At 56.3% G+C, this 13,146-nt stretch carries 13 protein-coding genes; 9 read left to right on the plus strand and 4 right to left on the minus strand.

The window, feature by feature from the left end; translation table 11 throughout:
- Positions 1–2: 2 nt before the first annotated feature.
- The 3 genes from recF to dnaA are packed head-to-tail and all read right to left on the minus strand — an operon-like array spanning position 3 to position 3,575.
- On the minus strand, positions 3–1,076 hold the full coding sequence (gene recF, locus LDK53_RS13515; RefSeq protein ID WP_013094779.1) for a DNA replication/repair protein RecF: 1,074 nt from the start codon (positions 1,074–1,076) through the stop codon (positions 3–5).
- The gene (gene dnaN, locus LDK53_RS13520) at positions 1,076–2,176 is read right to left on the minus strand and encodes a DNA polymerase III subunit beta (RefSeq protein WP_014830028.1); all 1,101 of its coding nucleotides are present in this window, start codon (positions 2,174–2,176) and stop codon (positions 1,076–1,078) included. The genes recF and dnaN overlap by 1 nt, the downstream gene beginning before the upstream one ends.
- A gap of 4 nt (positions 2,177–2,180) precedes the next feature.
- Complete coding sequence (dnaA, locus tag LDK53_RS13525) at positions 2,181–3,575, minus strand: chromosomal replication initiator protein DnaA (protein WP_225287386.1); 1,395 nt, start codon at positions 3,573–3,575, stop codon at positions 2,181–2,183.
- Between the two features lie 600 nt (positions 3,576–4,175).
- On the opposite strand from dnaA, the gene rpmH reads away from it, so the two are divergent.
- The 9 genes from rpmH to LDK53_RS13570 all read left to right on the plus strand — a co-directional run bounded on the left by rpmH (position 4,176) and on the right by LDK53_RS13570 (position 11,695).
- A complete protein-coding gene (gene rpmH, locus LDK53_RS13530; protein ID WP_000831330.1) occupies positions 4,176–4,316 on the plus strand; it encodes a 50S ribosomal protein L34 in 141 nt (46 codons plus the stop codon).
- Positions 4,317–4,332: 16 nt separating this feature from the next.
- Positions 4,333–4,692: a ribonuclease P protein component gene (rnpA, locus tag LDK53_RS13535; RefSeq protein ID WP_024907873.1), complete on the plus strand. Its 360-nt coding sequence runs from the start codon at positions 4,333–4,335 to the stop codon at positions 4,690–4,692.
- Positions 4,656–4,913: a membrane protein insertion efficiency factor YidD gene (yidD, locus tag LDK53_RS13540; protein ID WP_001307474.1), complete on the plus strand. Its 258-nt coding sequence runs from the start codon at positions 4,656–4,658 to the stop codon at positions 4,911–4,913. Before rnpA ends, yidD begins: the two co-directional genes overlap by 37 nt.
- Before the next feature lie 2 nt (positions 4,914–4,915).
- Entirely contained in the window at positions 4,916–6,559 is a 1,644-nt protein-coding gene (gene yidC, locus LDK53_RS13545; RefSeq protein ID WP_025756968.1) for a membrane protein insertase YidC, read from the plus strand.
- A 72-nt stretch (positions 6,560–6,631) separates the two neighbouring features.
- Complete coding sequence (mnmE, locus tag LDK53_RS13550) at positions 6,632–7,996, plus strand: tRNA uridine-5-carboxymethylaminomethyl(34) synthesis GTPase MnmE (protein ID WP_021242672.1); 1,365 nt, start codon at positions 6,632–6,634, stop codon at positions 7,994–7,996.
- Between the two features lie 111 nt (positions 7,997–8,107).
- Positions 8,108–9,283, plus strand: coding sequence for an MFS transporter (locus tag LDK53_RS13555; protein WP_225287387.1), 1,176 nt, complete (start codon positions 8,108–8,110; stop codon positions 9,281–9,283).
- Entirely contained in the window at positions 9,252–10,223 is a 972-nt protein-coding gene (yidZ, locus tag LDK53_RS13560) for an HTH-type transcriptional regulator YidZ (protein ID WP_047959745.1), read from the plus strand. Before LDK53_RS13555 ends, yidZ begins: the two co-directional genes overlap by 32 nt.
- 122 nt (positions 10,224–10,345) lie before the next feature.
- A complete protein-coding gene (locus LDK53_RS13565; RefSeq protein WP_025756965.1) occupies positions 10,346–11,092 on the plus strand; it encodes a 4'-phosphopantetheinyl transferase family protein in 747 nt (248 codons plus the stop codon).
- Between the two features lie 36 nt (positions 11,093–11,128).
- Positions 11,129–11,695, plus strand: coding sequence for an NADPH-dependent FMN reductase (locus LDK53_RS13570; RefSeq protein WP_014833835.1), 567 nt, complete (start codon positions 11,129–11,131; stop codon positions 11,693–11,695).
- 91 nt (positions 11,696–11,786) lie between these two features.
- Here the strand turns inward: LDK53_RS13570 and adeP are convergent, their stop codons facing one another.
- A complete protein-coding gene (adeP, locus tag LDK53_RS13575) occupies positions 11,787–13,124 on the minus strand; it encodes an adenine permease AdeP (protein ID WP_141237591.1) in 1,338 nt (445 codons plus the stop codon).
- Between the last annotated feature and the right edge of the window lie 22 nt (positions 13,125–13,146).

Below are 13,146 nucleotides of genomic sequence, written 5' to 3' on the forward strand. Positions count from 1 at the left end.
GGTTAATCCGTTATTTTACCCTTTTCCACGGTAAACATCTTCGAATTTTCGTCCGACATGTCCATAACGTGTTCAGCGCTAATGGCGCTGACGAAAACCTGCGACTGCGTGGCTTTTAAGCGGCTGGCAAGCAGCCCGCGGCGCGCGTCGTCAAGTTCCGAGGCAAAATCATCTATCAGGTACAGGCAGCGTCGCCCGCTCTCACGGGTGAGAAACTCCCCCTGCGCCAGGCGCAGCGCGCACATCAGGAGCTTGAGCTGCCCGCGCGACAGCGTGTCTTCCACCGGCGCACCGTCAGCACGAATGCGGAAATCCGCCTTGTGCGGGCCGTGCGCGGTGTAGGTCAACATGCGGTCGCGCTCGAAGTTTCTCTCTAACACCTCGGCATAATCCGTCTCTTTCTCCCAGCCGCGCTGGAAGGAGAAGGTGAGAGAGAATTCGGGTAAAAACTGTTTGCAGGTGTCGGCCATGTCTTCGGCAATACCTGCGCTGTATTCGGCACGCCAGCGGCTGATTTGTTCCGCAAGAGGAATGAGTTCCATGTCCCACGGGCGCAGCTGGGCGTAGCGCGTCACCTGGCGCAATGCGGCGTTACGCTGCTTAAGCAGGCGCTTCAGGTTGCTCCAGGCATTAAAGAAACCGGCTTCGTTGTGAAAGCATCCCCAGTCGAGGAACGCTCTTCTGTATTTGGGGCCGCCGTTGAGTAAAGTAAACCCCTCCGGCGTAATCAGCTGCATCGGCATCAGCAGCGCCAGCTCTGCCACCTTGTGGCCGTCGGTACCGTCGATGCGCACCTTGCTGTCGCCCTGCTTGTCTTTGGTCAGGCCGATGGCGGTCTCCCGCTCCTCGCCCTGCAAACGCCCGTGCAGAACAAAAGACTCTTGTTCGTGGCGAATGACGCGACCAATCTGCAAACTGCGAAACGCCCGGCCGTGGCCGAGCGTATAGATGGCCTCAAGCACGCTGGTTTTGCCGCTGCCGTTGGCGCCAACCAGGAAGTTAAAGCCAGGGGATAAAGCGAGATCCGCGCTTTCGATATTGCGAAAGTCGCGGATCAACAGACGGGTGAGCGACATTACAGTCTCATTGGCATGACAACATAGGCAGCCGACTGTGATGCGGCATCTTCAATCTGTACGCTCGATACGGAATCGGTCAGCAGGATGCGCACGTTCTCGCATTTCAGCGCATTCAGCACGTCCAGCACGTAGCTGACGTTAAAGCCGATTTCCATTTCTGCGCCGGCGTAGGTGACGTCCAGAATCTCTTCTGCCTCTTCCTGCTCCGGGTTGTTAGCGGTGATTTTGATCTGATTTTCACTGACGTACAGGCGCACGCCGCGGAATTTCTCGTTGGAGAGAATAGCAGCACGGGCAAAGGCCTGCTTGAGGCTGTCGCAACCTGCTTCCAGCGTTTTGTCCGGGTTCTTCGGCAATACGCGGCGATAATCCGGGAAACGACCGTCAACCAGCTTCGATGTGAAGACAAAATCACCCACGTGCGCGCGGATGTTGTTGCTGCCGATCTGCACGCGCAGCGGCGTATCGCCGCCGTCGAGCATACGCATCAGCTCAATTACCCCTTTACGCGGCACGATCACCGAATGGTTGGGCAGCGCGTCACCAATCGGCATAGAACAGACCGCCAGACGGTGGCCGTCGGTGGCCACGGTACGCAGCTCTTCACCTTCGGTTTCGAACAGCATGCCGTTTAAGTAGTAACGAACGTCCTGATGCGCCATAGAGAACTGCGTGGCTTCAATCAGACGCTTCATCGTCGCCTGCGGCAGGGTGAATTCGACTTCACTTTGCCAGTCGTCCAGGTTCGGGAAGTCCGCAGCGGGCAGCGTGGAGAGCGAGAAACGACTGCGGCCAGAGCGCACCAGCATACGGTCGCCTTCAAGCTGCACAGCGATTTCAGCGCCTTCCGGCAGCCCACGGCAGATATCAAAGAATTTACGTGCCGGAACCGTGGTCGCGCCTGCGTCGTGCGGCTGCGTCAACGTAACGCGTGCGATCATTTCCATTTCCAGATCTGTACCGGTCAGCGACAGCGTACCGTCCGCGACCTGAAGCAGCAGGTTTCCGAGAATAGGCAGCGTTGGGCGGCCACCTAATGGGCCACTCACCTGTTGCAGCGGTTTTAATAAATGTTCACGTTCAACGGTAAATTTCATAGCGTCACGATGATAATGTTCTGATTAGATTGGAAAAATCTTCTTTTATGTCGTGGCTTTCTTCGCGTAACTGCTCAATCTTGCGACACGCATGCAGCACGGTCGTATGGTCACGGCCACCAAACGCATCCCCGATTTCCGGCAGACTGTGGTTGGTTAACTCCTTTGCCAGCGCCATCGCCATCTGACGCGGACGCGCCACCGAGCGGGAACGACGTTTAGACAGTAAATCAGCCACTTTGATCTTGTAGTACTCAGCCACCGTCTTTTGAATATTGTCGATGGTGACCAGTTTTTCCTGCAATGCCAGCAAATCGCGCAGCGCTTCACGCACAAAATCGATGGTGATAGCACGACCGGTGAAGTTGGCATTGGCGATAACGCGGTTCAGTGCCCCTTCCAGCTCGCGCACGTTGGAGCGCAGACGCTTGGCAATGAAGAACGCCACTTCACCCGGCAGGCGAATGTCATTTTCATCGGCTTTCTTCATCAGGATCGCGACGCGGGTTTCCAGCTCCGGTGGCTCGATCGCCACGGTCAGGCCCCAGCCGAAGCGGGATTTCAGACGATCTTCAACACCGTTGATCTCTTTTGGATAACGATCCGAGGTCAAAATGATCTGCTGATTGCCTTCCAGCAGGGCGTTGAAGGTGTGGAAAAACTCTTCCTGCGATCGTTCTTTATTGGCAAAGAACTGAATGTCATCGATCAGCAGCGCGTCAACGGAACGATAGTAGCGTTTAAACTCTTCGATCGCATTGTTTTGCAGGGCTTTAACCATGTCCTGAACGAAGCGCTCGGAGTGCATATACACCACTTTGGCGTTGGGCTTGCGCGCCATAATGCCATTACCCACCGCATGCAGCAGGTGGGTTTTACCCAGACCCGTGCCGCCATAAAGGAACAGCGGGTTATAGGCACCACCCGGGTTATCAGCAACCTGGCGAGCCGCCGCGCGCGCCAGCTGGTTCGACTTACCTTCAACGAAGTTATCGAACGTGTGTTTCACGTTAACGTTAGAGCGGTAGGTTGGCTCAGCCGGTGCCGGGACGTTATCCCAACCCTGGCGAGCAGGCGCGACACGAGGCGCAGGCGCGGGAGCGGCCTGGGCAGGCGCTGCCACATTGACGGTTTCACGAACGGTTTGGGTAACCGGCTTTGTGCCTACTTCAAAGCGCAGCTGTGGGGCATCTGACCCGCAGAAATCGTTCAGCAGTCCATTGATGTTGTTAAGGTACTTGTCCCTTACCCAATCGAGCACAAAACGGTTTGGCGCATACAAAGCCAGCGTGCTATCGCTCAGTTCCGCCTGCAACGGGCGGATCCACATACTGAATTCTGTGGCTGGTAACTCATCCTGCAATCGGGCAAGACACTGCTGCCAAAGCGAAAGTGACACGGCGGACTCCACTCGAACAATAAAAGAAAACTATTGAATATTCATGATTGTTGGCGCACATCGGCATGACCCTGTGTAAAGGGGGACGTGCGAATTGCTATCTGCAATTTATCCTGACCAGGATCCTGGGATCCCGATCGGGACCGCGGATCATAGCCTAAACTGAGCCAGAGATCTTCTGTTTCTCACAGATTCTTCCCGATTTATCCACAGGAAGATCCGGAACCGGGTAAGTGTAAACGATCCTGGCGCGAGTGCCCCGCGATTTAGACCGCATATTGGAAAATTTAATGAGCACAGACAATTTATTGCTTAAATGATCTAACGAAGATCCGGGACGATCCTTGCGCTTTATCGGTGAGCCCGTATAATCCTCGACCCGGCGCGTGATGCTCATCTCCTGCGTCGTCCGTTGCTCATTTTCCACGCGAAATCGTGCGGAAATACGCAGGGATTTAAGGAAAGAGAATTGACTCCGGAGTGTACAATTATTACAATCCGGCCTCTTTAATCACCCACGGCTTCGGCGTCCGTCATTCGAATCTCGTTCGGGCATCCGAAAAAAGCCATGAATTTATTCAAGTTTAGGTAGAAATCGCCATGAAACGCACTTTTCAACCGTCTGTACTGAAGCGCAACCGTTCTCACGGCTTCCGTGCTCGTATGGCTACTAAAAATGGTCGTCAGGTTCTGGCACGTCGTCGTGCTAAAGGCCGCGCTCGTCTGACCGTTTCCAAGTAATAAAGCTAACCCCTGAGTGGTTAAGCTAGCATTTCCCAGGGAGTTACGTTTGTTAACTCCCGCTCATTTCACTTTCGTCTTCCAGCAGCCACAACGGGCTGGCACGCCGCAAATCACCATCCTCGGCCGCCAAAATTCGCTGGGGCATCCCCGCATCGGTCTCACAGTCGCCAAAAAAAATGTTAAGCGTGCGCATGAACGCAATCGGATTAAACGTCTGACGCGTGAAAGCTTCCGTTTACGTCAGCACGAACTGCCTTCTATGGATTTCGTGGTGGTGGCTAAAAAAGGGGTTGCCGACCTCGATAACCGTGCTCTCTCGGAAGCGTTGGAAAAATTATGGCGCCGCCACTGTCGCCTGGCTCACGGGTCCTGATAGCCCTCATTCGGGTCTATCAACGCCTGATTAGTCCGCTACTCGGGCCGCACTGCCGTTTCACACCAACATGCTCAAGCTACGGAATTGAGGCATTGCGCAGGTTTGGAGTGATAAAAGGCAGTTGGTTGACGGTGAAACGCGTATTAAAATGCCACCCTTTACACCCAGGTGGAGACGATCCCGTCCCTCCAGGACCTTTTGATACCAGAGAACACTAACGATGGATTCGCAACGCAATCTTCTTATCATCGCTTTGTTGTTCGTGTCTTTCATGATCTGGCAGGCGTGGGAGCAGGATAAAAATCCTCAACCACAACAGCAGGTCACGCAGACAACGACCACCGCAGCGGGTAGCGCCGCCGACCAGGGCGTACCGGCCAGTGGCCAGGGGAAACAGATTACGGTTAAGACCGATGTGCTTGAGCTGACAATCAACACCCGTGGTGGTGATGTTGAGCAGGCGCTGCTGTTGACCTACCCGAAAGAGCTGAAGTCTAACGAACCGTTCCAGTTACTGGAAACCACGCCAGAGTTTATCTACCAGGCGCAGAGCGGCCTGACCGGTCGTGATGGCCCGGATAACCCGGCTAACGGTGCGCGTCCACTGTATAACGTCGAGAAAGACGCTTTTGTGCTGGCTGATGGTCAGAACGAACTTGCTATTCCGATGACCTACACTGACGCCGCGGGCAACACCTTCACCAAAACCTTCACCCTGAAACGCGGTGAGTATGCGGTGAACGTGGGCTATACCGTACAGAACGCCAGTGCGAAACCGCTGGAACTGTCGACCTTCGGCCAGCTGAAGCAGTCCATCAATCTGCCGTCTCACCGTGACACCGGAAGCAGCAACTTTGCGCTGCATACTTTCCGTGGCGCGGCATACTCCACGCCTGACGCGAAGTATGAGAAATACAAATTCGACACTATTGCCGATAACGAAAACCTGAACGTCAGCGCTAAAGGCGGTTGGGTGGCGATGCTGCAGCAGTATTTCGCGACGGCGTGGGTGCCAAATAACGACGGTACCAACAACTTCTACACCGCGAACCTGGGTAACGGTCTTGCAGCCATCGGCTACAAATCTCAGCCGGTTCTGGTTCAGCCGGGCCAAACCGGTAAGATGGCCAGCACCCTGTGGGTCGGCCCGGAAATTCAGGACAAAATGGCCGCTGTTGCGCCGCACCTGGATCTGACCGTTGACTACGGTTGGTTGTGGTTCATCTCTCAGCCGCTGTTTAAGCTGCTGAAGTTCATCCACAGCTTCCTGGGTAACTGGGGCTTCTCCATCATCGTTATCACCTTTATCGTTCGTGGCATCATGTACCCGCTGACTAAAGCGCAGTACACCTCCATGGCGAAGATGCGTATGCTGCAGCCGAAGATTCAGGCAATGCGTGAGCGTCTGGGCGATGACAAACAGCGTCAGAGCCAGGAAATGATGGCCCTGTATAAAGCAGAGAAAGTAAACCCGCTGGGTGGCTGCTTCCCGCTGCTGATTCAGATGCCAATCTTCCTTGCGCTGTACTACATGCTGATGGGCTCCGTTGAGCTGCGCCATGCGCCGTTCGCGCTGTGGATCCATGACCTGTCCGCACAGGACCCGTACTACATCCTGCCGATCCTGATGGGCGTGACGATGTTCTTCATTCAGAAGATGTCGCCGACCACCGTGACCGACCCGATGCAGCAGAAGATCATGACCTTTATGCCGGTCATCTTCACCGTGTTCTTCCTGTGGTTCCCGTCAGGTCTGGTGCTGTACTATATCGTCAGCAACCTGGTGACCATCATCCAGCAGCAGCTGATTTACCGTGGTCTGGAAAAACGTGGCCTGCATAGCCGCGAAAAGAAAAAGTCCTGATCCGTTAAGTTAACGCTAAAATAAGGGCGGTCGATTGACCGCCTTTTTTATTTGTATTGAACGAGAGCAACCATGAGCCATAACGACACTATCGTCGCCCAGGCAACCCCACCGGGACGCGGTGGTGTAGGCATTCTGCGTATCTCCGGCCTGAAGGCGCGCGAGGTCGCCGAAGCGGTACTGGGTAAGCTGCCAAAGCCGCGCTACGCTGATTATCTGCCGTTTAAAGACACCGACGGCACGCCCCTGGACCAGGGCATTGCGCTGTGGTTCCCCGGCCCAAACTCCTTCACCGGCGAAGACGTGCTGGAGCTGCAGGGCCACGGCGGCCCGGTCATCCTCGACCTGTTGTTAAAACGTATTCTGACCCTGCCGGGTCTGCGCATTGCGAAGCCGGGTGAGTTCTCCGAGCGTGCCTTCCTCAACGACAAGCTCGACCTGGCGCAGGCCGAGGCGATTGCGGACCTGATCGACGCCAGTTCTGAACAGGCGGCCCGCTCCGCCCTGAACTCGCTGCAGGGGGCATTCTCCGCGCGCGTGAATCACCTTGTGGAAGCACTTACTCACCTTCGAATCTACGTCGAAGCGGCTATCGACTTCCCGGATGAGGAGATCGACTTCCTCTCTGACGGCAAAATCGAAGCCCAGCTCAACCAGGTGATGGCCGATCTCGACGCCGTGCGTGCCGAAGCGCGCCAGGGGAGCCTGCTGCGCGAAGGGATGAAGGTGGTCATCGCCGGGCGTCCCAATGCCGGCAAATCGAGCCTGCTGAACGCCCTGGCGGGCCGTGAAGCGGCGATCGTGACCGACATTGCCGGAACCACCCGCGACGTGCTGCGCGAACACATCCACATCGACGGCATGCCGCTGCACATCATCGACACCGCCGGTTTGCGCGATGCCAGCGACGAAGTTGAGCGCATCGGTATCGAACGTGCCTGGCAGGAGATCGAGCAGGCCGACCGCGTGCTGTTTATGGTGGACGGCACCACAACCGACGCCGTTGACCCGGCAGAGATCTGGCCGGACTTTATCGCTCGTCTGCCGGCGAAGCTGCCGATCACCGTGGTGCGTAACAAAGCAGACGTCACCGGCGAAACGCTGGGCATCAGCGATGTAAATGGTCACTCACTTATTCGCCTGTCGGCCCGTACCGGCGAGGGCGTGGACGACCTGCGCAACCATCTCAAGCAGAGCATGGGCTTTGACACCAGCATGGAAGGCGGCTTCCTGGCGCGACGTCGTCACCTGCAGGCGCTGGAAGAGGCGGCGAACCACCTTGTTCAGGGTAAAGCGCAGCTGATAGGCGCCTGGGCGGGTGAACTGCTGGCGGAAGAGCTGCGCCTGGCGCAGCAGAATCTGAGCGAGATCACCGGGGAGTTCACGTCGGACGATCTGCTGGGAAGGATCTTCTCGAGCTTCTGTATTGGTAAGTGACCTACCCTGATCGATGGTGATTTCCTCCAGGGAAATCACCATTGTCCAAATGGCAACTCGCATCAACCCCATTCACCCCTTATCCTGCTTGCCTTCACCTTTGGGGGGTTTATGGCGCGTTTTCTGTTTTGTAGTTTTGCACTGGTTCTGCTTTATCCATCGGGCATTGATATGTATCTGGTGGGATTACCGCACATCGCCCGCGATCTGGGTGCCAGCGAAGCGCAGCTGCATATTGCGTTTTCGGCCTATCTCGCGGGGATGGCGTCGTCGATGGTCTTTGCCGGGAAAATAGCGGACAAAGCCGGACGTCAGCCTGTCGCGATAACCGGTGCCATCATCTTTGCACTGGCCTCCATACTCTGTTCGCAGGCACAGAACAGCACGCTGTTCCTGTCAGGACGCTTTATCCAGGGCATTGGTGCCGGCGGTTGCTACGTCGTCGCCTTTGCGATTTTACGTGATACTTTAAGCGCCCAGCGTCGCGCTAAGGTGCTGTCGATGCTGAACGGCATTACCTGCATTATCCCGGTGCTGGCCCCGGTCGTGGGCTATATGATCATGCTGAAATTCCCGTGGCAGAGCCTCTTCTGGACGATGGCGGCGATGGGTGCGCTGGTGTTTATCCTGTCGATCACTGTGCTAAAAGAGACCCATCCGGGCTCGCAGAATAGCGGTCATACCGCGACGATTCACCCTGCCGAGAAACTGTTTAACCGCTTCTTCCTCAGCCGTCTGGCCGTGACCACGTTAAGCGTGGCGGTGATCCTGACCTATGTAAACGTTTCCCCCGTTTTGCTGATGGAGACCATGGGCTTCGATCGCGGTGAGTATTCAACGGTGATGGCGTTAACCGCGATGGTGAGTATGGCCGTTTCATTTTCGACGCCGTTTGCGCTGAACGTCTTTCGTCAGCGCACGCTGATGCTGACTTCACAGGTTTTATTCCTCACCGCAGGCATCATCCTGGCGACCGCCAGCACACATGCGGTAATGCTGGTGGGCATTACCCTCATTTGCGCCGGGTTCTCGGTGGGTTTTGGCGTGGCGATGAGTCAGGCGCTCGGTCCGTTCTCGCTGCGGGCAGGCGTGGCAAGCTCGGTGCTGGGTATCGCCCAGGTCTGCGGCTCGTCCCTGTGGATATGGCTGGCGGCGGTCATCGGACTTAACGCGCTCAATATGCTGATCGGGATTCTGATTGGCTGTAGCATGCTCTGCATCATCTTACTTATGGTCATCCAGCCCGCGGCGCATTATGAAGAAGCCCATCAGCAGTCTCGATCTTAACCTGTTGCTTTGCCTGCAGCTTTTGCTGCAGGAGCGCAGCGTCACCAAAGCGGCGAAGCGGATGAACGTGACGCCGTCGGCGGTGAGTAAATCACTGGCCAAACTGCGTGACTGGTTTGACGACCCGCTGTTTGTCAAAACGCCGTTAGGGCTGCTGCCAACGCCGCTGACGGTGAGCCTGGAGCAGGATCTGGCCGACTGGATGCAAATCGGCAACCAGATCCTCGATAAATTCCACCATGACGCCCCGGGCGGGCTGACGTTCGTGCTGGCCGCCGAAACGCCGTTGATGCTGATCCGCTTTAACGCCCTGCTGGAGCAGGTGAACCTGCGCTACCCGCAGGCTACGGTGAAGATGCGCCACTGGGATTACGACTCGCTGGACGCCATTACGCGTGGAGAAGTGGATCTGGGCTTCACCGGCCGTGAAACGCATCCGCGCTCACGCGAATTGCTGAAGCTGATGCCGTGGTTTATCGACTATGAGATCCTGTTCAGCGACCGTCCGTGCGTGTATCTGCGTGAGGATCACCCCGCGTTGCAGGATGAGTGGAACCTCGAAACCTTCCTGCGCTATCCACATATCAGCATCTTCTGGGAACGCAGCGACACCTGGGCGCTGGACGAAGTGCTAAAAGAGATGGGACGGGAGAGAAACATTGCCATGAGCGTACCGGGCTTTGAGCAGTCAATGTTTATGGCGGCGCAGCCCGGCCATAACTATATCGCTACGGCTCCCCACTACTGCCACCACTACAATCAACTCCACCAGCGGAAGCTGATCGCCCTTCCCATTCCCATTGACGAAGCGCAGGCCGAAAAGCTTACCGTTCCCTTCACGCTGATCTGGCATAAACGGAACAGCCACAATCCGAAAATCCTCTGGTTACGGGAGACCATTAAGGCGCTGTACGGTGCGAGCGATCCAATTTTTGCCTAAGAAAATGTAAAGTTCGGTCCTGAGGCTTCTCATACGCACATTTACTGATTAAAACAGGAGTCAAGTTAAGCGATAATCATGTAACCGTTTAACCGAATACGACCATTATCAAGGAGCGAAAAATGGCAACGCACTTTGCAAGAGGGATACTTACTGAAGGACGTCTCGTATCGGCCAGGCTCTCTTCTTCTTGCCTCAGTGAAGCAGGCAAACTTCCGGAACACCGCAGGTCGCGCTTTTTAGCCTCCCGGGCGCTTCTCGCCGAACTGCTGTTTATGCTGTACGGCACCAGCGAACTGCCGGAGATCATCACCCAACCAGAAGGCCGCCCGGTTTTTGCCGACCCGGAACTCCCTCGTTTTTCCATTGCCTACACGGGCAATATCATTGGCGTCGCACTGACCACCGAAGGGGACTGCGGGCTGGATATGGAACTGCAGCGCGCGACGCGTGGCTTCCACGGTGCCAACCCGCACGATGACTATCCGCTCTCAAGTAATGAGCAGCTTTGGGTGCGCAACCAGAACGATCCCAGCGAGGCCAGAACCCAACTCATCACCCTGCGCCAGAGCATTCGCAAGCTCTGTGGATGCGCCTCAGACGACGCCAGCCTGCTGCAGTTGCTGCCCGGCTCCGGACGCCTGCGCGCCACTAAAGCCGCGCTGGTAGAAGCGCTCTGTGATGCAGAGGATGTGCTTATTTGGTCCATTGCGGTTACCCCCGCCATCGAGCGCATGAAAATCTGGGAATTTGACAGTCAGCAGGGATGGCGTAGCCTTCCTGATGTGCCCGAGCGCGCCAACGAGCCCGCCGCACGCCTGATGCGATTAACCAGTTTACCGGCAGAAAAAGCATACACTCTTAGCTGATCCATTCAGGGTCATCATGATGAAACAGGAGTAATCATGTCTGATACGTTGAAAGTCGTTACGTTACTGGGAAGCCTGCGCAAAGGTTCGTTTAATGGGATGGTTGCCCGCACGCTGCCGCAGCTGGCACCCGCAGGTATGGAGATAAGCGCCCTGCCGTCTATCGGCGATATCCCGCTTTATGATGCAGACGTACAGCAGGAGGAGGGTTTCCCGCAGAGCGTGGAAGCGCTGGCAGAGCAGATCCGCCAGGCCGACGGTGTGGTCATCGTCACCCCGGAATATAACTACTCGGTTCCGGGTGGTCTGAAAAACGCCATTGACTGGTTATCCCGTCTGCCGGAACAGCCGCTTTCAGGTAAGCCGGTACTGATCCAGACCAGCTCTATGGGGGCGATTGGCGGCGCACGTTGCCAGTATCATCTGCGCCAGATCCTGGTTTTCCTGGATGCAATGGTGATGAACAAGCCGGAATTTATGGGCGGAGTGATTCAGAACAAGGTCGACCCACAGACGGGTGAAGTGGTGGATCAGAGCACGCGTGACCATCTCTCTGGCCAGCTGACGGCGTTTGGGGATTATATTAAGCGGGTTAAAGCCTGATAAAAAAGCCCGGTGGCGCTAGCGCTTACCGGGCCTACACTCGTCAGTAGGTCAGGTAAGCGAAGCGCCACCTGACACCACAAACCGCACCTTAGTGCGCGTCAATAAACACAATCTTCAGTACAAACAGCAGCGCGACAACGATGACGCACGGGCTGAGATCGCGGAAACGGCCGGTACCGATCTTCATTACGCAGTAAGAGATAAAGCCCAGCGCGATACCTTCGGTAATCGAGAAGCTGAATGGCATCATCACGGCGGTAATAAACGCTGGCACCGCTTCGGTTAAATCATCCCACTTCACGCGCGACAGGCTGGAGGTCATCAGCACCCCCACGTAGATCAGCGCACCCGCCGCCGCGTACGGAGGAACCATACCCGCCAGCGGCGAGAGGAAGATCACCAGCAGGAACAGAATACCCACCACAACCGCCGTCAGACCGGTACGGCCACCCACAGACACCCCGGAAGAGGATTCGATGTAAGCGGTAACAGACGAGGTCCCGATAAATGAGCCGGTCACAGAGGAGATACTGTCCACAAACAGCGCCTGCTTCATGCGCGGGAATTTGCCTTTTTCATCTGCCAGACCCGCCTTGTCGGTCACGCCGATCAGCGTACCGGAGGAGTCGAACAGGTTCACCAGCATGAAGGAGAAAATCACGCCCGCCAGGCCCAGGTTCAGGGAACCCGCCAGATCGACATGGCCAACAACGGTTGAGACGCTCGGTGGCGCGGAGACGATGCCGTTATAGTGAACGTCACCCAGCATCCAGCCCAGCAGCGTGGTCACCACGATGGAGACCAGCACCGCCGCATGAATATTGCGGGACGCAAGGATAGCGATGATAAAGAAGCCCAGCACGCCCAGCAGGACGTTATGAGAGGTCAGGTGACCAATGCTCACCAGCGTTTCCGGGTTCGCCACGATGACACCGGCGTTTTTCAACCCCATCATCCCGATAAACAGACCGATACCGCTGGTGATGCCCACGCGCAGGCTCACAGGAATGTTCGCAATCATCCAGTAACGCACGCGGAAAATGGTCAGCAGCAGCAGGCCAACCGCGCCCCAGAAGATGGCGCCCATACCCACCTGCCACGGCAGCCCCATCGCCTGAACAACAACGAAGGCGAAGAAGGCGTTCAGACCCATCGCCGGTGCCAGTGCGACCGGCAGGTTAGCGAACACGCCCATCAGAATGCTGCCCAGTGCAGCGATCAAACAGGTGGTCACAAAGACGGCGCTGGTATCCATGCCAGCAACGCCCAGAATTTGTGGGTTAACAAAAACGATATAAACCATCGTCAGGAAGGTGGTGAAACCGGCGATCACTTCGGTGCGTGCCGTCGTGCCGTGCTCGCGCAGTTTAAACACGCGCTCAAGCAGACCCTGACCAGATGTCTGGGTAGTGTGTTGTTGACTCATCATCAATTTCCGAACAAGGAGG

The organism is Enterobacter sp. K16B, from assembly GCF_020216105.1.
Lineage (GTDB): Bacteria > Pseudomonadota > Gammaproteobacteria > Enterobacterales > Enterobacteriaceae > Enterobacter > Enterobacter sichuanensis.